Source organism: Chryseobacterium sp. POE27 (assembly GCF_039727685.1).
Taxonomy (GTDB): domain Bacteria; phylum Bacteroidota; class Bacteroidia; order Flavobacteriales; family Weeksellaceae; genus Chryseobacterium.
Genome location: NZ_CP152475.1, coordinates 2,146,054 through 2,171,052 on the forward strand (window position 1 = coordinate 2,146,054; position 24,999 = coordinate 2,171,052).

Below are 24,999 nucleotides of genomic sequence, written 5' to 3' on the forward strand. Positions count from 1 at the left end.
GTTCAGAAATAAATCCACCGTAAATTTAAAAAAAAACTTCAAAAAGTTCTTGCAAATAATGAAAAAAAGCTGTAAATTTGCACCACTCAAATAGAGAAAGACTCATGGTGTAGCGGTAACACTACTGATTTTGGTTCAGTCATCTGGGGTTCGAATCCCTGTGAGTCTACATAACAGGAAAGATGTTCATCATTTTTCCTGTTTTTGTTTTATAAAATATCCTTTCTTCTTTTTACTTGAGAAAAAAATCAGAATTTATTTAAGTTCATCTGGAATTAAGATTCCTTTCTTTTTCATATAATTCAACAATTCAAGGTATTTCTCTTCATAATCATTCGTTCCGCATTTATCGGAAATACTGCAGATTTCGGAAGGTTTTATGTCTAAAATATCAGAAATTTTTGTAAGAATTTCCAAGTTGATTTTTACTTTAGAGTTTTCAATATCAGAATATGCTTTCTGTGATATCCCCATTTCGTAAGCCATATATTCTTGTGTAAAATCCTTACTCCTCCTTATTTTCCTTATATTTTGACCACATATTTTCATGACTATTCGTTTTAGTAGTTTTTAGTATATTTTAGAAGTATATCTATTAGCCTTACACAAAGTTAGTGAATACCTTTGGCAAAACATTATTACGCTACATGATATTTCAATTTATTGATGTTTAAGTTAAAAATTTACATGAAAACTTCAGTTAAAAAAAAGAAATATCATTTCAGGACAATACTTTAGGAATTATGGAGACGCAAAAATTTAATTATGACAATAATATTGTCAGAGCATTTCTCTATGCTACAATTGCATTCGGTCTGGTTGGTTTTTTACTTGGTCTTACCGCTGCGCTGATGCTTTTTTACCCCGAACTTCCCGAATTTTTATTTGGAACGGATGATACAACTATCAAAAGTCTCACTTCAGGAAACATTCAGGGATTAATCAATACTCAGGGAGCTTTAGGCTTCGGAAGAATCAGAATGTTGCATACAAGTGCCGTGATTTTTGCCTTTGTATGTAATTCCTTTTTCTGTGGTGCCTACTACAGTATGCAAAGATTACTGAAAACCAGAATGTACAGCGATACCTTATCGTGGATGCACTTCTGGACATGGCAGATCATGATCGTTTCTGTAGTTATCACTTTCCTTATGGGAATCAATACTTCTAAAGAATATGCTGAACACGAATGGCCGATCGATATTTTAATTACCATTTCCTGGGTAATCTTCGGGATCAACATGTTCGGAACCATTGCCAAAAGAAGGGTAAGACATTTATATGTAGCCATCTGGTTCTACATCGGAACCTGGCTTGCAGTAGCAATGCTTCATATTTTCAACAACCTTGAGGTACCTTTATCATTTACTTCATGGAAATCATATTCCATCTATGCAGGAGCTAAAGATGCCCTGGTACAGTGGTGGTATGGCCACAATGCCGTTGCATTCGTACTGACAACTCCGGTTCTTGGTTTGATGTATTACTTCTTACCAAAAGCTGCTGACAGACCGGTTTTCTCTTATAAACTGTCTATTATTCACTTCTGGTCATTAATCTTCGTTTATCTTTGGGCAGGTCCACACCACCTTCAGTACACCGCTTTACCGGCTTGGGCACAGGCAGTAGGAACAGGTTTCTCTATCATGCTGATCGCGCCATCTTGGGGAGGTATGTTGAACGGATTGTTAACCTTAAGAGGAGCCTGGGATAAAGTACGAGAAAATCCGATATTAAAATTCTTCGTTGTAGCCGTTACTTGTTATGGTATGGCAACGTTTGAAGGTCCTCTATTAGCAACAAAATCTTTAAATAAAATAGGACACTACACAGACTGGGTCATCGGTCACGTACACATCGGAGCATTGGGCTGGAACGGTTTCATGGCATTCGGTATCGTATATTATCTGATTCCGGTAATGTGGAGAACATCACTCTGGTCTAAAAAATTGGCTAACTGGCATTTCTGGTTGGGGACATTAGGAATTATTTTCTATGCGGTACCAATGTATATTTCAGGATTCACGCAAGGATTAATGTGGAAACAGTTCAATCCGGACGGAACGTTGGTTTGGAAAAACTGGCTGGATACCGTAACAGCAATTATTCCTTACTACAAAATGAGGTTCTTAGGAGGTCTGTTCTATATTTCAGGTGCCATTTTAATGGTGGTGAATGTGATAAAAACGATTAAAGCCGGCTCGTTCCAGAAAAATGTTCCTGCAGAAGCTCCTGCTTTAGCAAACGTCGGAAGTGCAAGAAAAGAAGGTGAAGGATTACACCTTTGGATAGAAAGAACCCCAAGAGTAATGGCGATATTAGCATTTATTACGGTTGCGATTGGTGGTCTTGTAGAAATTATTCCTACACTAACACTGAAACAAAGCGTACCAACTATTACAGCGGTAAAGCCTTATTCTCCCCTGGAACTGGAAGGAAGAGATTTATATATCAGAGAAGGATGTAATGCCTGTCACTCTCAAATGATCAGACCTTTCCGTGATGAGATCGTAAGATTTGAAGGTAAAAACGGGCAATATTCTAAAGCAGGAGAATTCGTTTATGACAGACCGTTCCTTTGGGGATCAAAAAGAACCGGACCGGATTTACACAGAGAAGGCGGAAGAAACCCTGATTCATGGCACTTCAAACACATGTACAACCCAAGAATTACTTCAGCGGGATCCATTATGCCACGTTTCCCTTGGCTGATTACCAATAAACTCGATAAAGGCCAGATGGTTGACAAGATGAAACTGATGAAAAATTATTTCGACGTTCCTTACACAAAATCTGAGATTGATTCTGCGAATCAGTGGGCCGACAATCAGGCAAAAGGTATTGTTAAAAGAATATATTCTGAAGCAGCAGACGTGAAACAACAGGTAGAAAAAGACAGAATGGCAAAAGGATCTTCTTTTGTTCCGCTTGAGAACAGAGAAATCGTAGCAATGATCGCCTATTTACAAAGGCTGGGAACAGATATTAAAACCACGCAGATTCAAACCGCAAGTGCAGAATAATTTAAATTAATTAAAAATGAAAACAAGAACCCCAATTTCAGTACACATCCTTGTCACTATAGGTTTGACGATCATGGCGTTCGAAATGTTCGCACACGATTCAGGATATTTCTCTTCTCCTTTTTTCTGGGGATTGATGCTGATCGCAATTATCCTACTTTTGATCATGAATTCCATTGGAGACCTGATCGAAAATCAGAATTTCACCAAACTGTCGGATGAAGAAAAAGCTTTATATCTAAAAGAAAAAAATATACCTTATTATCAGAAGCTTTGGAATTCAGCTTTCAAAAAACAGTCTGCTACAGAGGAAAAAGATATTCTTATTGACCATGGATTTGACGGAATCACAGAGCTGGACAACTCTCTTCCAAAATGGTGGATCGGTCTTTTCTGGTTCGGATTTATCTTCTGCGCCGTGTATCTTACCGCATTCGCCTTCACAGATTACGCACATCCTGAAGCTGAACTGACGCACGAAACCAAAACCATGCTCGCTTCCATCGCAGAATATGAAAAAACCGCTCCTCAGATCAATCTTGAAACAGCAAAATACAGTGCCGACAACATTGCAGAAGGTCAGGAACTCTTTAAAACCAATTGTGCAACCTGCCATGGAAAAGGAGCTAAAGGAGGAATCGGCCCAAATCTTACCGATAGTCATTGGATCAATGTAAAACAAAAAAAGCTTATTCAAAAATGTCTTCTGGATGCTCGAAAACGGATCTCCAAACAATCCAACAATGCGTCCTCTGATTAAAGAAGGAACCATCACCGGAAGAGATGCCGAAAAAATTGCAGCCTATATTTATCACATCAACCAGGAAACAGCTCCTATCACTCCGGCTCAGGGTGGCGCTGCTCCGCAGGGAGAAGAGGTACACTGGGAAAACGGAAACAATTAAACTAATAATTTAAATATAATTAAACCATGCCAAGCCCTCTTTAACGAACTAAACTAACATTGGAATATTCATTTTTGCTAAAACCTTTTCAATTAAAGAAAATGAAGAAAAGAGGGCTTTTAATAACACAAATCCAGGCTTTGACTGTCAGCATCAACTATTCACTTGACAATCAACTAAACTAAATTCCATTAGATTGGCAGTCAAGGCAGGATTTTTGTATTCGTAAAGGGTACCACAACAGATAAGCAGTACAATTAGTATTGCTATATTTGTTTTAAACCCAATCACTCTTGAAACTGAAAATCAACAAAAGAAAACTCTTAAGGCGTTTTATCATTACCATTGTATCTATTTTGGTATTTATTACGCTACTTATTCTTAGCTTAAGACTTCCGGCGGTTCAGAACTTTGTTAAAGACAAACTGGTTGTTTATCTCGAAAAGAAAATCAAAACAAAAGTAAGCCTGGAAAGGGTTTACATAGGATTCCCTAACAGCCTTGTTATGGAAAATCTTTATTTAAAAGGACAAAATATTGATACCCTTCTTGCCGTAAAAAAGCTTGATGTAGGCTTAAATATGCTTAAGCTTATCAATTCTACGGCAGACATCACTTCTGTAGACCTTGAAGGAGCCCGCGCCAATGTGGTAAGAAAACCCGACGGCACATTCAACTTCGATTATATTATTGATGCTTTTGCCACGACCGACAAAGAGGAAAGCCCTTCAAAACCTTTCATTATTTCTTTAGATAAAATCAATCTTAAAGATATTGGCGTTACCTTCAACGACCAGCAATCCAGAAATGACATTAAACTTTACTTTAAATCTTTTGATACGAGGGTAAAAACTTTTGACCTGCAAAATAACTCTTATGCTGTTAATGATATCAATCTTGACGGACTGAAACTTAAATTGAAACAGGACATAGTAGAAGAAGTCTCCAAAAAAGTTGAAAAGAAAGTAGACTCTCTTAACAATAAAAAGCCGATGCAGATAGGACTGCGAGGAGTAAAGCTGACTAATTTCGATATCGATTACGGTGACGATAATACAAAAACATTTGCGAAAGTTTTGTTTAAAGAACTCAGCACAAAGGTCAACAAACTTGATCTGGAAAACAATGCGTACAACGTTGACAATGTTTTCCTTTCCGGTGCCAATATTAATGCTAATCTTTATCTTCCAACAAAAAATGCTGATCCGAAAGCAGATAATAAAACTGAAGTTTCTAAAGCCACCGATCAACAGAAAGCTTTGAATCTTTTGCTGGGAAAACTTGTTCTCAATGACGTAAAAGTGGCTTACAACAATACCGCAATCGCTCCCACAAGACAGGGAATGGATTTCAACCACCTAAACTTTTCAAAACTGAATGTTGAAGTGAGAGACTTCAAAATGCAGAACAATACTTTTGCCGGTTCGGTAAATTCCGCAGAAATCCAGGAGGCAAGAGGACTTGACATTCGCGAATTCAATACCGATTTTGTGTACAATGAAAAAGAAGCTTATCTCAAAGATCTTTATCTGGAAACTCCAAGAACGGTTCTACGTGATGAAGTAGTATTGAATTACAATTCCATCGAACAGTTGAGTTCAAATTTAGGAGCCGTAAAAATTTCAGCGAATATTAAAGACTCAAAAGTAGGTTTTGCGGATATTTTAACACTTGCTCCCGATCTTCGCAATACCGCACCATTCAATAAATATCCGAATGCTGTTTTAAATGTCAATGCCAATGTAAAAGGCAATGTCAATGATCTTCTCGTCAACAATCTTAAAGTGTCAGGTCTTGACCAACTGAGGGTGGCAGCATCAGGAAGAATAAAAAATGTAACCAATCCCAACAATCTGTACTATGATCTGAGAATTGCAGAATTGTCGTCTTCTGCCAGAACGATTTATAATCTCGTTCCAAAAAAACACAATTCCAAATAATATTTCTCTTCCCTCCAACATCAGTATTAAGGGAACAGCAAAAGGAACAACAAAAGTCATTGATGCCAATCTTAACCTCTACTCTACTTCAGGAAATGCGGCTGTGGTTGCAAAGGTCGATATGCGTAGAAAAAACCGCGAATTATATGATGTAAAAGCCAATCTGCAGGGATTACAGATTGGCAGAATCATAAAAAATAAAGATATCGGAGCTATCTCAGCCCAGATTTATGCCAAAGGGGAAAGCTTTGATTTCAAGAATGCCAATGCTGATCTGAGAGGACATGTTGCTTCAGCCGTTTACAAAGGCTACCGTTATCAGAACATGAATCTTACAGGAAAAATAAGACGTGGCGCATATAATATTATTTTAAATTCCAAAGATCCTAATGCCAATATGCAACTGACTGCATCAGGAGTTTATAATGAAAAAAATCCTACGGTAAAGATTAACGGAAATATACTGAAGCTTGATCTCAATAAGCTTGGATTCTATAAAGATCCGATGATCCTAGCAGGAAAAATTGATGGCGACTTTACCAATCTTGATCCCGATCATCTGAACGGTTATTTAAATTTAAAAGATTTCGCCTTCTCGGATACCAAGGAAATTTATCCTATTCAGGAAATTAACCTGAAAGCATCGTCAACCGCTGATTCCACCAATATTATTTTCAATTCGCAAATCGTCGATGTGGAATTAAGGGGGGAAATACAGGCTTACGCAAATATTCGGAGCTTTAAGCCAGACGATTAATCAGTATTATCAGTTCCAGAAGCCGGCGAAAAATGAAAAAATAGAGGCCGGACAGTTTTTTACCTTTAATGCAAAAATTAAAAATGATGATCTGATCAGAAAATTTGTTCCGGAACTGAAAAGTTTTGAAACCATTAATCTGACCGGAAATTATAATGCTGATTCCCAGAAAATAGAAATCGACGGACAAATCCCTCAGCTTCTGTATGGGGAGAATTCTATCGAAAATGCAACCTTAAAAGTTACCAATGAAAATCAGGCGTTACAGTATAACCTGAACGTTGCTGCATTGAAGAGTTCAAGCTTTGCTTTGAATAAAGTGAATATCGGAGGGGACGTTGCCAACAACATCATTAATTACAATATTACAACAAAAGATGCTAAAGATGAGACCCAATTCCTGATTGCCGGAAATGCAAAATCGCTGAATGACATCACTGAAATTTCGTTGAATCCGGATGGTTTGAAACTTAATTACACCAACTGGACCGTTGCGGAAGGCAACAAAATACAGATCAGCAGCAAAGGTATTGTGGCAGACAATTTCAGATTGTCCAATTCAGGAAGTGAAATCCTTTTACAATCGGAAACCCAGTCGCCTAATGCTCCGTTGAATGTTTCTCTTAAAGATTTTAAGATCGAAACCATTACCGAACTGATTAAAAAAGACACTTTACTGGCAAGAGGAACCATCAATGGAACTGCTCAGTTACGTGATCTGACTAAAAATATGACCTTCACTTCAGATTTAAATATCACAGATCTTATCGTTTATGAAAATCCTATCGGTAACCTTGCCGTAAAAGTAAATAATACTTCACCGAAGATTTTAAATGCCGACATTGCACTTTCCGGAAATAATAATGATGTAAAGATTCTCGGAGATTACAATACTTCATCAAGCACATTTGATCTGAACATGGCGATCACTCAGCTTCAGATGAAGTCTGTACAAGGTTTTTCGATGAATGCCGTAACGAATACCGAAGGCTACCTGTCAGGAAATCTGAAGATAACCGGAACCACCTCACAACCGAATATTTTGGGTAAAGTAAAATTCAATAATGTCGGACTGGAAATTGCTAAAACAGGAAGTGACTTCCGAAAACTCAATGATGAAATTGACTTTACCAGCCGCGGAATTGAATTCAACAACTTTAAGATCAATGATAAAGACGGTAATTCTTTAAATATTGACGGGCAGGTTCTTACACAGACGTACAGAGATTTCGCCTTTAATCTTGATCTGAATGCTAAAGACTTTAAAGTCGTTAATTCCGAAAAGTCAAATGATGCGATCATGTACGGAATTCTTTCTATCGATGCCGCATTGCACATCAGAGGAAACCTGGATCTGCCGAAAGTAGACGGACGTCTTTCCGTTGCCGATGATACCGATTTCACATTTGTTCTTCCTCAGTCTTCTCCTACCTTGCAGGAAAGAGAAGGTATCGTTGAATTTATCGATCAGGATCAGGTGGCTTTGAATAAAACCATTAAGGCAGATTCTTTAAATTCTCAAACCAGGATTAAAGGAATGGATGTGAATGTCAACATTGAACTGAACAAGGAAGCAAAATTATCTTTATTAATTGATAAAGCCAACGGAGATTTTGTAAAACTTCAGGGTGAAGCTGAGCTTACCGGCGGAATCGATCCTTCCGGAAAAACCACTTTAGTCGGTGTTTACGAAGTGGAATCCGGAAGCTATGAGATGTCCGTAAGTGTTTTGAAAAGAAAATTTGATATTCAGAAAGGAAGCACCATTACCTGGACCGGCGAGCCGACGACTGCTATGCTCGACATTACGGCAGTCTACAAAACGGAAGCCGCACCGATCGATCTCGTCGAACAGCAGATCAGTGGAGAAAGTACCGGAACGCTTAACCAATTTAAACAGAGAATTCCTTTCAATACTTTATTAAAAATGAAAGGTGAACTGCTGAAACCTGTCATCACTTTTGATATTACCACAGATGAGAAAAACAATGCCGTTTCTTCTAATGTTACCGATATTGTAGATCAGAAGCTATCACAGCTGAGAACGCAGGAGTCTGAGATGAACAAACAGGTTTTTGCTTTATTATTACTCAACAGATTCATTGGTGAAAATCCTTTTGAATCCGGAGCCGGGCTTTCAGGAGAAATGATGGCGAGACAGAGTGTGAGTAAAATTCTTTCACAACAATTAAACAATCTTGCTTCCGACCTCATCAAAGGCGTTGATCTGAATTTTGATCTTGAATCTTCTGAGGACTATTCTACAGGAGCCAAGAACACCAGAACTGACCTGAATGTAGACATTAGCAAAAAGCTTCTTAACGACAGGCTGAAGGTTTCTGTGGGTAGTAATTTCGGCCTGGAAGGTGAAGCGCGCCAGAATGAAAATATGACCAACATTGCCGGAGACGTGACGGTAGACTACAGCCTTTCAAAAGACGGAAGATACATGCTGAGAGCCTATCGTAAAAATGAATATCAGGTCGCGCTTCAGGGACAGATCGTAGAAACCGGACTAGGATTTATCATTACGCTGGATTATGATAAATTCCGGGATATCTTCCAGAGATCAAGAAATAAAAAGCAAAGAGAAGAAAGAAAAAACAAACAGAACCAAGCCGTAGAATTTAAGTAAATGAAAAGAAATTATAAAATATCCTTTAAACACGCATTCACATTAGGGATCGTTTTCGCTGCGGTTTCCTGCAACACCAGGTACCTGAAAGAAGGACAGATGCTATACACCGGAGCAGAAATCAATATTGAAAATGACACCATTTCAAAAAGCGATAAGAAAGATCTGAAAGCCGGACTGGAAGCTAATCTTACTCCGAAACCCAATTCAAGTTTTTTAGGTTTAAGGCCAAAGCTGTTTTTCTATAATATTGCCAAAGAGCCTAAAAAAGAAAAGGGATTCAATTACTGGCTGAAATATAAAATGGGTGAAAAGCCTGTGCTTCTTGGCGATGTAGACCGTGAATTCAATAAAGATATTATCGAAAACTATTCTGAGAACAAAGGTTATTTTAATGCAAAAGCTACATATGATACGGTAGCCAAAAACAAGAAGGCGAAAGTCATCTATACCCTAAGACCGGGGGCAAGATACCTCATCAGCGATGTAAAGTTCCAGCAGGATTCTACTTTGGTTAATCGGGAAATCCAGAGTCTTACCGGGAAAACCTTCCTGAAAAAAGGACAGCCTTTTGATCTTGACGTGATAAAGTCTGAAAGAGAACGGATTGATAACGGATTAAAAGAACGGGGCTTTTATTATTTTCATCCGGACAATATTATCGTGCAGGCAGACAGTACGGTGAGCAAGAACCATAAAGTTGAGATGAATGTAAAACTGAAGGATAATACTCCGGAGCTTTCTACCCAGCAGTTCAGTATTGATAAGGTGATCGTTTTCCCTAATTACAATATTCAGGATGTGAAAAACGGAAAATACAGTGTTCCGATGAATGCCGATTCTCTAGGCAAGTATGCCTATAAAGACATTTATGTTATTGATCCCCAACATAAATTTAAACCCAGGATCTTTGACAGAGCTTTGTACTTTAAAAAAGGAGATCTGTATAACAGAACCAATCACAATCTTACCTTAAACAGGCTCATCAGTCTTGGTGTATTTAAATTTGTAAAGAATGAATTTGTTGTTTCAGATTCATTGCAGCATAAATTTGATGCTTATTATTTATTAACACCAAGAGAACTTCAGTCGCTGCGCCTGGAAGCATTAGGAAGAACGAATTCTGCCAACTATGCAGGAAGCGAACTTAACCTCAACTGGACGCACAGAAACTTTTTCCGGGGTGCTGAGCAATTCAAAGCATCCGTGTATGGTGCTTTTGATGTACAGATCGGAGGCCCGGAAAATGCTAAAAATATATTCAGAGCCGGAACCAATGTCCAGCTTTCCATACCGAGAATTATCGCACCATTCAGGTTTAACTCATCAAGTGCTTTTGTTCCGAGAACGAATATCACATTAGGCTATGAATTCCAGAACCGGACGGAGTATTACACCCTGAATAACTTCAGTGGCTCATTCGGATATGTGTGGAAAGAAAACGCAAGAAAAGAACACGACTTGAAGATCCTTGATATCACTTACGTCTCACCGGCCAATATCACCCCTTTGTACGATTCCATTTCGCAAAAAAGCGATGCGATGAGAAGAGTTGTAGAACGACAGCTGATTTTTGGCCCGACCTATTCCTATACCTACACCAACACAATGTTATCAAAACCCAGCACGATTTATTATAAAGGAACCCTGGATCTTGCGGGAAATATCACAGGTTTGGTAACAGGTGCTAATGTGAAAAAAGACAAAGAGAAAACCATCTTTGGGGTTCCTTTCAGCCAGTACGCAAAAATTGAAAACGATTTCCGTTTTTACCATAAATTCAGCGAAAAAACATCGCTGGCCACGAGAGCTATTGCCGGACTTGCTTATCCTTACGGAAATTCAGAACATATTCCTTTTTCAAGGCAGTTCTTTTCCGGAGGGAGTAACAGTGTAAGAGCTTTCAGGGCAAGAACGTTAGGGCCGGGAAGCTTTGACCCGAGAACGATAGAATCCGGATATTATTTTGATCAGTCTGGAGATGTAAAACTCGAGCTGAATGCAGAATACAGAGCCAATTTATATAAATTTTTAAATGTAGCCGTATTTGCCGATGCAGGAAACGTCTGGCTTGTAAATGAAGATCCTGACAGGCCCGGTGCAAAATTTTCAAAAGAATTTTTGAGTGAAATTGCCGTAGGAGCCGGTGTTGGTCTGAGACTTGATTTCTCTATTTTAATTCTGAGGCTGGATCTCGCCATGCCATTGAGAGTACCTTATTATGAAAGAGGTGACCGATGGACTTTCGATAAAATCAATTTCGGAGATTCAAGCTGGAGGAGAGATAATCTTATTCTGAATATTGCAATCGGGTATCCTTTCTAAATTATTATACATGGTAAAAAGAGTAAAATTTTTCTGGGAAGTTTTAAAGGAAACTTATACAAAGTGGAACGATTCCACCGCTTCCAATGATTCTGCAAGTCTTGCGTATTATGCTATTTTCTCAATTCCCGGATTGCTGATTATCATTATCTGGATCGCAGGCTATTTCTTCGGTGAGGAAGCAATACGAGGGCAGATCAGCAGCCAGATCAGCGGCATTATGGGACAGGACGCCGCCAAAAGCGTTCAGGATATGATTGCAGGAGCATTGATCGATAAAGAAAATATATTTATGAAAGTGATCGGTATCGGTTCTCTTGTTTTTGGTTCTACAACATTATTCTTTCAACTTCAGCGTTCCTTGAATAGTCTTTGGGATGTACAGCCTGCGCCTAAAAAGGCTTTCGTTAAATTTCTTCTCGACAGAGCCAACTCCTTGGGAATGATCCTGATCATCGGCTTTCTCTTGATGATTACCATGGTGCTTTCGTCTATAATCAGCTTATTGAATAACTGGATCACGAATTATTTCGGACTGGAAACCTATATGTTGGTAGAAATAATCAATTATATCATAGGATTTGCCGTGATTATGATTCTGTTTGCTTTAATGTTTAAAGTTCTTCCCGATGTTGAAATCGGCTGGAAGCCCGTATGGAGAGGGGCATTTCTTACAACAATTTTATTTACATTAGGAAAATTCCTGCTGAGCCTGTATTTCGGAACAGCAAAACCAACTTCGGCTTTTGGTGCTGCAGGAACTGTGATTCTGATTATGATGTGGATTAATTATTCGTGTATGCTCATTTTCTTCGGAGCAGAATTTACCAAAATATATACTTATAAAAGAGGTTTTAAAATCGTTCCTTCCAAACATGCGAAATGGAGCGATGCGAAATTGTATGAGGACAGCCAGAGAGCGAAAGACCAATCTGCAGGTTAAATAAATCTTTACAATAACGATAACTTTTCACTTCGTAAAACAGGAAGATTTTGACATTTATTAAAAAAAGATAAGCAAGAGTTGCAAAATAGATGCTGAAGAGTTACTCAACTCTTGCTGAAGAGTCAGGCAACTTGTGCGCAGGAGTTGGGCAACTCCTGCGCACAAGTTAGATAAAAGCTGCGCAGGTTTCGGGTGAAACCTGCGCAGCTTTTTATAGAGTGTTTTAATGATAAATTCAAACACATAAAATCATCCCAAGGAGAACTTACATTCTGTTTACCGTTTTGATACCAAGAAGATTCAGGGATTTCTTGATCGTCTTGGCTGTAAGATCAGAAAGATTTAATCTGATCTGTTTTACATTTTCATCTTCCTGAATCATGATCGGATTGCTCTGGTAGAAAGAGTTGTATGTTTTTACCAGGTCATAAATATAATTGGCAACCAGGGCAGGACTTAATACCTCCGCTGCTCTCTGAACAACAACTTTATAATTGGCCAACTGCATCACCAATGCTTTCTCATATTCATTTAAGATGACACCATCCGCTTCTTTATATTCAAAATTAGCTTTAGCCAATAAAGACTGGATACGGGCGTAGGTATATTGAATGAACGGTCCTGTATTTCCGTTGAAATCGATACTCTCTTCAGGATTGAAAAGCATTTTTTTCTTTGGATCCACTTTCAGCATGAAATATTTCAATGCTCCCATTCCTACGCTTTCGTAGTTTTCGGCTTTTTCTTCCTCCGTTAAATTCTCCAGCTTTCCCAGCTCCTCTGCTGCTGCTCTTGCAATGTTATGCATTTCCTGCATCAGGTCATCTGCATCTACTACCGTTCCCTCTCGGGATTTCATTTTACCGTTCGGAAGTTCTACCATTCCGTAAGACAAATGGTATAACTGATCTGCCCACGAATATCCTAGCTTTCCTAAAATCTTGAACAACACCTGAAAATGATAATCCTGCTCGTTTCCTACGGTATAAATCAGCTTCTGAATATTATTTTGTTTAAAACGCTCTACCGCCGTACCCAGATCCTGCGTCATGTACACCGACGTACCGTCTGAACGCAACAATAATTTCTGATCCAGCCCTTCATCCGTAAGATCGCACCATACGGAACCATCTTCTTTCTGATACAAGACCCCTTTTTCCAAGCCTTCCTGAATCAAATCTTTCCCTAAAATATAGGTATTGCTTTCATACTGAATCTGATCAAAGTTTACCCCAAGTCTTTTGTAGGTTTCTCCAAAACCTTTGTACACCCATGAGTTCATTTCGTTCCAAAGATTTCTTACTTTTTCATCTCCATTTTCCCAGTTGAGTAACATCTTTTGTGCTTCTTTTATCAAAGGAGCATCTTTTTTCGCCTGTTCTTCCGCAACACCCTGCGCGACAAGTTCGGCAATTTCCTTTTTATATTCCTGATCAAATTTCACGTAATAATTGCCCACAAACTTATCACCTTTTGTTCCGCTAGTCTCAGGCGTTTCCCCGTTCCCGAACTTTTCCCAGGCCAGCATTGATTTGCAGATGTGGATCCCTCTATCGTTGATGATCTGTGTTTTGATCACATCGTATCCAGCTTCTTCAAGGATCTGAGCAACAGAAAAGCCTAATAAATTGTTTCTGACGTGGCCAAGGTGAAGAGGTTTGTTGGTATTCGGCGACGAATATTCCACCATCACTGTAGCATTCTTCTTTTCTACAGTGTCAAAGTTTTCTGCCAATCCTCTAAAATTATCAATAAAGAATTGATTTTTAACCTTAACATTAAGAAAACCTTTTACGACGTTAAAACTTTCCAACAATTCAGTTTGTTCCGTTAACGCCTGTCCCAGTTCAACCCCGATGGATTCAGGATTTTTCTTCAGCTGCTTCACCAAAGGAAAAGTAACGATGGTAAAATCTCCTTCGAACTCCGTTTTATTTTCCTGAACTTCCAGCGTGATGTCTTTCAGCTGATAGACATTAAGGATCACCTCCAGAAGTTTTTCTTCTATTATATTTTTAATATTCATGGATTCTAAATTGAAACGCAAATATACGGAAATAAAAAAACCGCCCGAAGGCGGAATAAATATGAAGGAAATTAAATTTATTGTTTTATAAATACAAGAATTGCCTCATCATTTCCAGGCACGTTATCCAAATCTTTTGAGGTGTCGTTAATCTTCAATTCGGTACCCGAAAAATCTTCAATTTGTTTTTGTAAAGTTTTAGCAACTCCGCTTTCATTGTAAGTAAGAGTTAAAACTTTGCTCATGGAATCGTACTTCCAGTTTCCGGAAAATGAATCGAATAAATTGCAGCTTCCTGAAGTATTCTCACCATATTTTTCATAAACCCCGGTAAAGTTGGTATTAACAATAATCTGACCCTTTTTTTCACAATCTGTTAATGGATATGTCTTCCCTTTATATTCATATCTTTCAGGTTTCCAGACTCCATTGATATCAGGTTTTTCAATTATGGTATTCTCCCTACTATCATCATTAGAGCATGAAGTAAACGATATCATTAAAATAAATAGGCTAATAAATAGGCTAATAAATAATCTCATATATATTACAATGTAAGGGAAAAATTATTAAATTAATTAAAAAACATCCCAGAAGATTTTCGTAGTAACATTGTCTCCTCCGATTTTCTGTGCTGCTGCTGTTACGTTATCTTTATTTAATAAATACTCCTGATCAGAGTATTTCATTCTTACAGGAACTCCATCCACGGTAGAATCATCAGGATTTACGAATACAGGATAATCCAGTCTTCTGGCAAAATTCCATGCTTGAAATCCTTTATTGAACATTGCTACCCATGCCTGGAACCCGATAGACTGCTTCCAGTTGGCTGCATTGAAGGGATTAGCCGCAATAAAAGCGGCCGCACTTGTTGAACTGATTCCATACTCTGTCATAGAAGCAGTGATTGCAGCAGCATATAAATTTGCAGGAGTGCCACCAACATTAAATCCACGTGCCGCAGCTTCTGCTCTTAAAAATGAAATTTCTGTGTAATCCAGTAAAAAGCCTTGAGCATTTTCTGCAATGATCATGTAGTTTCCATCATCTCCTACTTCAGGCACCCCATTGACATCAATTTTTGGAGAAGTCATATGAGAATATCCTGTAAATGAATTATTTGACCCATATACGCCACCTTTATAAGTTCCGGTTCCAGGTACATATTGCCCCGTAACACTATTGAAAGTCCGTCCTTCTTTAATGAACCATCTGTCTCTTCTCGGATCTGAAGTAGAATTCATATAATTAACCAATACATCTGAAGGAATAAAATCGTTTCTTCCAGACTGTATAGCTTCCTGATATACTGGATTTGCAAATAAGCCTGAAGGAAAAGAAGCTAATCCAAAATTATCCTCTTTGCTATCAAATAAACCTGCATTATATGCTGCTTCCGCATAAGTTTTTGCTAAAGTCGGCTCTACATCTGATAAAGTGACTGCTAATCTGAATTTCAGAGAATTAGCCATTTTCTTCCACTTAGCCATATTTCCTTTATAAAATATATCATCTGTATAACCACTCTGATTTATATTAATCATAGCATTGGCAGCATCTATTCTTTTAACTAAATCCAAATAAATTGTTTTTGCATCATCATATGGAATTTCAGAGGCATTATCAGCTCCTGCAACAGCTTTTAATGCTCCAAAATAAGGAATATCACCATAAGTATCGACTAGATTTGCCCACGTGTAAACATTTAACAATTCGATAATTGCTTCATTATTTCCTTTTTTAACAGCGTCCAATCCTTCATTCTGGAGAAACTGTTTTGCATCTCTCAAAGCAGATAATACGCCAGGAGAATGAGTGATAGCCGAACTTGAAGCCATCATTCTGTTGTAATGGTTTCTAGGAATTGGTCTTGTAACCATGTCATAGTTGGACTCATCAATATATGTTGTCTGTGCCCACTGCTGTGTGAAGAATCTCGATATATTGTTATTTACATTGGGAGTAAGTAACTGTGAGATCAACTCCTGTTCCGCACTTGCTACAAGTAGTCCCGAAGGAACTACCGTGGGGTGTTTCGGATCTTCATTCAGTGAAGTAATATCGCTCTCACAAGAATTTGTAATGACGGTTAGAGAAAGTATGCTAAGTATTAAAAATATTTTTTTCATTTTCTAGAATTTTAATGTTACATTGATACCTAAATCACGGGTTGTAGGCAATACGCCAATTGAATTTCCTTTTGATGCAAGACCATTTCCAGTTCCTGCTTCCGGATCTGCATAAGGTAAATTTTTGTGAATAATCCACAGGTTTCTTCCTACTAAAGAAATTTTCACTTCCTGAAATGATGTATTCGCTAATAAAGATTTAGGAAGACTGTATCCAACACTTGCTTCTCTTAGTTTTACATATGATGCATCATAAACAAATCTTGAATTTGGCATTCTTCTATACCCATCAACATTTCCAAATGTATCTGGTGCTGAAGTAGGCGTTGTATTTACCTGCCCGTTCGGATTCACACCAGGGTTCACCACCCCAGCTGTTCTGTAGTCCCCAACCGCAGTTTCTTCGTATAGTCCTGTTGCAAGCCCATAATACATATCCGTTGAAAATACGTCTCCTCCATGTTTTACGTCGATTAGGAAACTCACAGATAAGCCTTTATAATTGAAACTATTCCTTATTCCACCTATCCAATCTGGTGTGATATTTCCGATTACCTGATTAGGGTTTGTTAAATACCGACCATTAGCAGGATTAACAACCTTTTCGCCATTCAGATAAACGTAATCAGATCCTACAAGCGCTCCAAAAGCTTCGCCTACTCTTGCATTAAGTGAAACACCTCCCTGATAAGATGCTAATAAATAATTTTGAGAGTTTCCATATAATGATACAACTTCATTTTCATTTTTAGACCAGTTTACATCAATATCCCATTTGAAATTATCATTTTTAAATGGTGTTCCATTTAACTGAACTTCTATACCTTTATTATTGATTTGGCCAGCATTTACAAGAAAGGTTCTATATCCTGTTGCTGATGATACGGGAAGATTGATAATCTGATCATAAGTACGAGTTTTGTAAACCGCTACATCAAATCCCAGTCTATTTTTAAAGAACTGTCCTTCCATCCCGAATTCAACTTCTTTAGATCTTTGCGGCTTCAAATTTGGATTTGCCAAGAAATAAGATTGATCTACAAGTCCTGTGTTACCGAATCCACCTCTTACCCTATAAGTATTTTGTAACTGGTAATTTACTGTTGAAGATCCTACTTCTGCATAATTACCACGTATTTTCCAGAAACTCAACCAACTTGGTTTCCATAATTCTGAAAGAATAACAGATCCTGTAACGGAAGGGTACACATATGAGTTATTACTTTTGGGGAGGTTAGAGCTTTTATCTGCTCTTATTGTTCCATCAACATATAATAAATTTTTATACCCAAATGATGCAGTCGCATAAACTCCTGACGTTAACCATTTTGCATAATTTTCGTCTGGCGGAATAATCGGACTTGCTGAATTTGAAATTGCAAATAAACCTGGAGTTGCTAAACCTCCTTCAGTACTTGCATAAACATTATCACTAAGGTTTCGTCTTACGTTTCCTCCGACAATACCGCTAACATTTAAATCACTGGTAATATCAAATTTATAATTTAAAAATAAATCAAAATTTGTTTCTGTAGTACGTACATCTTGACGGGAATATCCTGAAGTAACATTATTTCCTGACGCCCCAAAAGCCTGTGGTAATGAGCCATTCATTAATCTTTCTTCAATCAGCATCTGCATTTGATCATAAGATAATTTTCCCGTAATCCCGAAGTTTTTTGTAATATCATACTTCAACTGGGCATAGCTAAAACTTCTTGTTCTGGTGTCTGACTGATAATTCTGATATCTCTGAAAATACGGATTATTCCAATAAGCCGGTGTTCCATCCGATCCTGAAGTTCTGTTCCAAGTAAGATTAGAATTACTTCTCTCGTATGCATTTTTTAGATCATAAATATCAACGTTGGTTTGCCACCATTGTCTAAAACCTGTAACTATATTATCTGAATATCCGGTTTCATTTCTACCCTTTGTATCCTGAATAGTTAAAGTTGTGAAAACACTAGCGTGTAACTTATCTGTAAAATCATAATTAAATTTAGCTGATATACTATTTTTTCTAAGGTCTGAATTAGGCAACAGACCATTAGAAAGCATATTTGTATAGGATAGGGAAATATTAGAAGATTTACTTCCCTTTTCTAATGAAATGGTATTAACATATGTAATGGGTGTTTCAAAAAATTTAATCGGGCCGTTCTTAGCAGCTTGCCAAGGAGTTGCCATTCCGTATGTAGGTGAATCCGGATTGTAAGAATCCCATTGTCTCACCATTAAGTTTGGATTAAATTCTGCCCCATATGATGCATCTTCTGTAAAAGGAGTCTGAAGTTCTCCGGTATCTGGATCGTGATTAAAATATTCATTACCATTACCATATACACGACCATAACCAGCACCATATCTTGTCTGATATTTCGGGAAGGTAGACTTATCGATAAATCCGGCCGTAATACCAGAATTGAGCGTTACTCCCCAACTTCCGTCTTGTTTTCCTCTTCCGTTTTTAGTAACAATTAAAATTACACCATCACTTCCACGTTCTCCGTACAATGCAGATGCTGCTGCTCCTTTAAGAACATTTATACTTTCGATGTCATCCTGGTTAATATCAGATAAAAAATTACCATAATCGAAAATTGCCCCACTCACAGTACCGTTATTTACAGGAGATCCATCAATAACAATTAAAGGACTTCCTCCTGATAGTGACTTGTAGCCTCTGATAAGTAAATTGGCAGAACCGCCGAAATTGTTATTTGTATTAACCTGTAGCCCGGAAACTTTTCCTGATAGTAATGACGCTACGTTCCCTGTGTTGGTAGTACCTCCTGTTAAAGCTTCTGCTTTTACTTCTTCTGAAGCATACCCTAAAGATTTTTTTCTCTCTTGATTCCCAGTGCAGTAACTACTACACCTTCGATGTCCTGCGTTCTTACCGTATCACTCTTCTGTTGCTGTGCTTGAGCTAAAGCTAGAGATGAGGATATCACCAATGCAAGGACACCCATTGTTATTTTCTTCATATCAAATTAAATTTTGCTAAACAAAGTTTAAAAAACTTTCTTAAAACAGCAAAATAAAATTGGCAAAAATTAACATTTATTCAAAATAATGAATCAAATAAGTAAATTTATTTATTAAAATAAGTTAATGTTTAACTTTTTAACAAAAACGAATAAAATTTATATTCTTATTATTACGACAAAAACAAATTTATTTAATTGTTTATATCTATTCACTGTTCTAAGAATAATAATCTCATTACAAAGTGATATACAATTATTTACATATTATAAAATCACATTTTTAATGTTATAAGAAATTCAAAAAACAATGTATTGCATATATTTAATTTTAAAAAAAATTAAATTTTAACATTTGGAAATAAAAAAACCGCCATAAAAATGGCGGTTTATATTATAACTAATTTTTAATATTAGTTTTGATTCCAGAAAGGTGTAGCACTATTTTTCGTAAATAATTGTGCTGTTGAAATATTTGGAACATTTGAAGGATTAGCACTAAACTCAGATGTTGGGTACATTAGTCTATAAGGCTTTCTCGGTTGATTAGCAGTAACAGCCAAAGGAATAAAGGGATATCCTGTTCTATTATACTCTATAAAAGCTTCAGTAGGAGTCGCATTTACAGTAGATAACCACTTTTGAGTCATAATTGCTTCAATTTTCTGAGAATCAGTTCCAGTCCATCCTAATCCAGTTCTAGTAGATATATCTAACATATAAGTACCTGCACTAGCTCCATAATATGTAAACGAATCTGTTATTCCCTGATTAAATTTAGTTTGAGCGCTATAATTAAATAAAGCAGGCCATCTCAAAGCTGCTTCAGCCTGTAAGAAATCACTTTCTGAAGCAGTCATTATAACACCTCCCCGTCCATTTGCTAAAGCTATCAAGCTTCCAGAAGTTGCATTTCCAATAAAGTTACCATTAGCTAACTGAGAAACGTTTCTGCTAGATGGGCTATCGGGATCTTGAGGAGCACCAGACTGACCGGCAGTAGCTCCTTGTCTAACACCTTTTAATCTTGTAAATGACTGACCGTTTAATGTATAGGAAACATTATTGAATTGTCTTGTTCTTCTTGGATCTCTGATGTTATTAAACTTAGCATAATAAGAATCAGTAGAATTAAGAATTAAATTCCCCTCTAAAGTATTAGCCAAGTGTTCAGAGACTGTTACAATACCGTAGTTTGATGGTCTTGTACCTGCTGCTGTAGCAAAATAATTTTGTACAAATGGATGCATTGAATCATTATTGGCCTGAGAATAACCTGGATTCTCTTTTACAATTTCGTTAATAAATGTAGTTGTCCAACTGTGTCCCGGCGCGCTTGCATCAGCTGCAATTTTAGCTAATTCCTGATCTCTAAAAGTAGCCATAGCTCCAGTTACATTTGTCATTCTAATAAGATATCTTAATTTGATTGTATTGGCAAACTGTCTCCATTTTGTCATTGCTGCAGAATTACTTGCTGCTGATCCAAAAACAATATCACTAGCACGAGAATCTTCTGCTAATGGTTCTTCCGCATCAATTATTGCAATAGCAGCATTAAGATTATTTAAGGATGCTCTATAAATATCTTCATCGTTATCATATTTCGGATGTAAATTCCCTTGTCCTTTAAATGCTTCAGAGTAAGGCGCATCACCATATAAATCAACAATATATTGCATATAGAATGCTTTCATAATTTTAGCAATTGCAACATAATTATCTTGCTTATGATCTACATTTGGATAATTTTCAATAAAAGTGAATGTATTCAAATTTAAATATATATTATCCCAAATTCCACTATACGCAGAACTGTTAAAGTTTAAGGTATTTTCTGTACTAAATGTTTCTCCATATGAATAAACATTACAAGCCCAGTTATTCATCATCAAGTTACCAAATCTCATCATATCAGTACCTTGAGTTCTGTAAATTTCTGAAATTGCTCCTGGTAAAGCTAAACTAGGCAAAATATTTTCAGCGTGAACAGAGTTAGGATTTTCATTTATATCCAAATAATTATTACATGATGTTGCCGTTAATCCAAATATCACTAATGGAATTAAAAATTTTATCTTTTTCATTTTTTTTTTAGAAAGTTACATTAAGATTGAAACCAAATGTTCTCGAAGTAGGATATTGACTTATAGCTTGGAATCCACCGCCATTACCTGAGGTATTAGTAGCTTCTGGATCTCCAAAATTTCTATTTGACTTAGCGTACCAAACAAATGGATTTCTAGCATACGCTCCTACCGTTAAAGTATTAACAAATGTATTACTGAGCCAACTCTTAGGGAATCTGTAACTTAATGAAATCTCTCTGATTTTAAGAGCAGTACCATCAACTACAAATTCTTCAGCAATATCGTCTTGATATGAACCTGTAAAATAAGACATCACATGCTGGTAATCTGCAACACCACCTACTGCAGTCGTATTAGCAACATATTGTCCATTTACAAGTTGTACTGAATTAGGAATAACATATCCTTGAGAACGATCAAATTCTGCAGTTTTTTCTAGTAATCCAGTAAATCCAAGCAAACTTTTAGATGCAGAAATAAAACTATTCCCTGTTCTATAGTCTCCAACAGCTCTTAAAGTAAATCCTTTGTATCTTACGGTTGTTCCAAAAGTAAGTATATAATCTGGATTAACTTTACCTAAAACTTCATAATTGCTACTTACAACAGGTAGACCATTAGCACCAACAACTATATTTCCATTAGGATCTCTCTGATATTTGGTACCAATAATCATTGGCATCTGCTGTCCTACAACAGCTGCAATACTAGCAGGAATTCCAGAGCCAGCATTCGCTAAGATTACTCTATCACCTCCACCTTCTAAACTAAGAACTTCAGATCTATACTGAGAATAAGATCCATTCAGATTCCATTCAAAGTTCGCACTTTTGAAAGGAGTAAGTCCTAAATCTACTTCGAAACCTCTGTTTCTCATAGTACCTACGTTATCTAAAACTGCATTAAATCCAGTTGGAGTAGGCAGAGTAGCATTAGTAATTAGATCTTCTGTTTTAGTATTATAATAAGATCCTTCTAAGGTAATACGATCTTTGAAGAAACCTAAAGCTAAGTTAGCTTCAAAAGTATTAGTAAACTCAGGTTTAATATCTGGAGAAACAGGATTTCTGTTTGGTCTGTACGAAACTAACGATCCAAAAGGATAACCTGTAGGAATAACACCAATTTCATCCAAAGCATAAGTACCAATGGTACTTGAGTTACCTGTTCTCGTATACGAAGCACTTAATTTCATATAATTAAAAACATCGTTCTTAAGAGCTTCAAAAGCCTTTGTTGGTACAAAAGAAGCTCCCAAAGAGTAATAAGAATACCCTTGATTCTTATAATCATCAGTATAGGTAGGTCTAACACTTAATACAGAAGATTGCTCATAACGGAATGTTCCATTCACGAATAAATAATCTCTATATGCTAAATCTAAGTTAGCAAACCAAGCAGCACTTCTTACTCTCGCTTTACCATTATCAAGACTATACCAAGGTGTACTATTCGTTACGTTATTAATGTTATACCAACCTGGAATTCTTAAATTAGTACCTCCAACTTGAGTATAATCTTCTTTAGTATCTTGTAAGTTACTACCAACGTTAGCCTTTAAATTAAGATTTTCAGTAAGATCATAATTAAAGTTTAACATCAAATCTCCATAATATTTCCAGCTCTTAGTTAAAGTCTTATTATACCCAGAAGTAATTGCTGTAAATGAATTTTGAGTAAAGCTAAAAATATCTTCTCCATCGAAAAGTGGATTTCCTGTATTAGCCCAAGGAATAGCATCTGCTGGGGTATATTGATCATTATACGCTTCTGTTACTCCAGAAGTAGTTAATAAGTTTCCAGTGTATGTTAAACTAATGTTTTTATTGAACTCATAGGCTAAGTTAACAATACCATTGAAAGTTGTAGTATTATTATTCGTTCTGTAATGATCTCTCAACCAATAAGGGTTTACAGCATATGGCGTCCAATGTCCACTGATTCCTGAATTCGCATAATCTCTTACATTTACGTTTGCAGGAGTTTGTAATAGCATTCCATACAAGTTACCTGATGTTTGACTGGTATTTTGATCAATCAAGTTAAATGTTCCATCGATTCTAAATTTGCCTACCTGTTTTCCAGCTTTGAAGAACAAAGTATTTCTCTTAAGATTATCACCATCAACCATGAACTGATTTTCAACACGATTAAGTGATAAATACGCATATGAATCATCTCCTCCTACGTTCATAGACAAACCATTCTGCGTCAAAATACCATTATTGAAGAATTTTTTGATATTATCCTTCTGATAACCATAGTTTGCCATAATGAAACTTCCATCTGCTTGAGGCAAACCTACAGGTAATGATTGCCCTCCTAATCCTGGAGTCGACCACAAGGGTCCCCAAGACGTATTTTCATAAGGAACCCAATTGGTGCCATTATAATCAGTTCCATCAAAAGTGGTATCCTGAATACCCTGCCCATATAAAGATTGTCTATAAGGTAATTTGTATATCGTAGAAACATCAACAGAAGAAGTTAGATTAAATTGGATCTTACTAGATTTCGAACCCCTCTTCGTTGTAACAACGATGACCCCATTACTGCCTTTTTCACCATATAAAGCAGCACCTTGTTGTCCTTTAATTACGTTAACATTTTCAACAATCTCAGGAGGTAGCTGCTGGAAAATTGAAGTTGTAGAGATTGCTCCATCAATAATAATTAATGCGGTATTCGTTCCAGAAATAGATCTGTTACCTCTCAAAACAATACGAGCCGTAGAGTTAACTGAATTATCAAGGGTATTAATTTGCAAACCGGACACCTTACCTGTTAGTGCTTGCGCAATATTTGGATTACCTCCATTGCTAATTTCTTGATTATTCAAAACCTTGTTACTAGAAACGACAGCATCCTGTCTCTTTTTAATACCAAGAGCCCCAGTTACAACCACTTCACGGATGTCTTGAGTTCTTAAAGTATCACTTTGTGTATTTTGCGCATTCACAACCACAAAAGAAGAGGTCAGAACTATAGCTAGAACACTTGTAGTTAATTTCTTCATATTTAAATTGATTATTTTTATTTCTGCAAATATGTAAAACTTTCTTAACGTAAACAAATATTTTTGTTAAAAATATTTAATTTAAAGTGTTTTTTTATATTAATACATAACATAATTGTGAATATGTTAAAAAAAAACTCATTTTTTTACGTCAAAGAAGGATATGATAAGGTAGGTAAAAGCCGTTTATACTGACAATGGTTGCAGCAACAGT

Annotated in this window: 9 protein-coding genes, 1 tRNA gene and 3 pseudogenes; 6 read left to right on the plus strand and 7 right to left on the minus strand. The window is 36.8% G+C overall.

Annotated features, from left to right (window positions below; all coding sequences use genetic code 11):
- The first annotated feature begins 98 nt into the window (after positions 1-98).
- Positions 99-169, plus strand: a tRNA-Gln gene (locus AAHI02_RS10170).
- A gap of 86 nt (positions 170-255) precedes the next feature.
- On the opposite strand, the gene AAHI02_RS10175 is transcribed toward AAHI02_RS10170, so the two are convergent.
- Complete coding sequence (locus AAHI02_RS10175; RefSeq protein ID WP_346986547.1) at positions 256-549, minus strand: helix-turn-helix transcriptional regulator; 294 nt, start codon at positions 547-549, stop codon at positions 256-258.
- Positions 550-743: 194 nt separating this feature from the next.
- On the opposite strand from AAHI02_RS10175, the gene ccoN reads away from it, so the two are divergent.
- From ccoN to AAHI02_RS10200, 5 genes and pseudogenes are all read left to right on the plus strand, one after another.
- Positions 744-3,023, plus strand: coding sequence for a cytochrome-c oxidase, cbb3-type subunit I (ccoN, locus tag AAHI02_RS10180; protein ID WP_346986548.1), 2,280 nt, complete (start codon positions 744-746; stop codon positions 3,021-3,023).
- A 16-nt stretch (positions 3,024-3,039) separates the two neighbouring features.
- Positions 3,040-3,928: pseudogene (locus AAHI02_RS10185) on the plus strand (cbb3-type cytochrome c oxidase N-terminal domain-containing protein).
- Between the two features lie 293 nt (positions 3,929-4,221).
- Positions 4,222-9,260, plus strand: a pseudogene (locus tag AAHI02_RS10190) (translocation/assembly module TamB domain-containing protein).
- Positions 9,261-11,585 (plus strand): BamA/TamA family outer membrane protein, encoded by a 2,325-nt coding sequence (locus AAHI02_RS10195; RefSeq protein WP_346986549.1) that lies wholly within the window; start codon positions 9,261-9,263, stop codon positions 11,583-11,585.
- Between the two features lie 10 nt (positions 11,586-11,595).
- Positions 11,596-12,528 carry a YihY/virulence factor BrkB family protein gene (locus AAHI02_RS10200; RefSeq protein WP_346986550.1) on the plus strand — a complete coding sequence of 311 codons (933 nt, stop codon included), beginning with the start codon at positions 11,596-11,598 and terminating at the stop codon, positions 12,526-12,528.
- Between the two features lie 268 nt (positions 12,529-12,796).
- On the opposite strand, the gene argS is transcribed toward AAHI02_RS10200, so the two are convergent.
- The 6 genes and pseudogenes from argS to AAHI02_RS10230 form a co-directional block, all read right to left on the minus strand.
- Positions 12,797-14,557 carry an arginine--tRNA ligase gene (argS, locus tag AAHI02_RS10205; RefSeq protein ID WP_346986551.1) on the minus strand — a complete coding sequence of 587 codons (1,761 nt, stop codon included), beginning with the start codon at positions 14,555-14,557 and terminating at the stop codon, positions 12,797-12,799.
- A gap of 77 nt (positions 14,558-14,634) precedes the next feature.
- Positions 14,635-15,057 carry a lipocalin family protein gene (locus AAHI02_RS10210; protein ID WP_346986552.1) on the minus strand — a complete coding sequence of 141 codons (423 nt, stop codon included), beginning with the start codon at positions 15,055-15,057 and terminating at the stop codon, positions 14,635-14,637.
- A 78-nt stretch (positions 15,058-15,135) separates the two neighbouring features.
- Positions 15,136-16,689: a SusD/RagB family nutrient-binding outer membrane lipoprotein gene (locus AAHI02_RS10215; RefSeq protein WP_346986553.1), complete on the minus strand. Its 1,554-nt coding sequence runs from the start codon at positions 16,687-16,689 to the stop codon at positions 15,136-15,138.
- 3 nt (positions 16,690-16,692) lie between these two features.
- A pseudogene (locus tag AAHI02_RS10220) lies at positions 16,693-19,679 on the minus strand (SusC/RagA family TonB-linked outer membrane protein).
- A gap of 413 nt (positions 19,680-20,092) precedes the next feature.
- The gene (locus AAHI02_RS10225; RefSeq protein ID WP_346986554.1) at positions 20,093-21,766 is read right to left on the minus strand and encodes a SusD/RagB family nutrient-binding outer membrane lipoprotein; all 1,674 of its coding nucleotides are present in this window, start codon (positions 21,764-21,766) and stop codon (positions 20,093-20,095) included.
- Between the two features lie 7 nt (positions 21,767-21,773).
- On the minus strand, positions 21,774-24,785 hold the full coding sequence (locus tag AAHI02_RS10230) for a SusC/RagA family TonB-linked outer membrane protein (RefSeq protein WP_346986555.1): 3,012 nt from the start codon (positions 24,783-24,785) through the stop codon (positions 21,774-21,776).
- Between the last annotated feature and the right edge of the window lie 214 nt (positions 24,786-24,999).

Bases quoted from the DNA above. Each gene is read 5' to 3' on its own strand.
- AAHI02_RS10215 (WP_346986553.1), bottom strand. From the start codon at position 16,689: ATGAAAAAAATATTTTTAATACTTAGCATACTTTCTCTAACCGTCATT.
- AAHI02_RS10210 (WP_346986552.1), bottom strand. From the start codon at position 15,057: ATGATATCGTTTACTTCATGCTCTAATGATGATAGTAGGGAGAATACC.
- AAHI02_RS10230 (WP_346986555.1), bottom strand. From the start codon at position 24,785: ATGAAGAAATTAACTACAAGTGTTCTAGCTATAGTTCTGACCTCTTCT.
- AAHI02_RS10175 (WP_346986547.1), bottom strand. From the start codon at position 549: ATGAAAATATGTGGTCAAAATATAAGGAAAATAAGGAGGAGTAAGGAT.
- argS (WP_346986551.1), bottom strand. From the start codon at position 14,557: ATGAATATTAAAAATATAATAGAAGAAAAACTTCTGGAGGTGATCCTT.
- AAHI02_RS10195 (WP_346986549.1), top strand. From the start codon at position 9,261: ATGAAAAGAAATTATAAAATATCCTTTAAACACGCATTCACATTAGGG.
- AAHI02_RS10200 (WP_346986550.1), top strand. From the start codon at position 11,596: ATGGTAAAAAGAGTAAAATTTTTCTGGGAAGTTTTAAAGGAAACTTAT.
- AAHI02_RS10225 (WP_346986554.1), bottom strand. From the start codon at position 21,766: ATGAAAAAGATAAAATTTTTAATTCCATTAGTGATATTTGGATTAACG.
- ccoN (WP_346986548.1), top strand. From the start codon at position 744: ATGGAGACGCAAAAATTTAATTATGACAATAATATTGTCAGAGCATTT.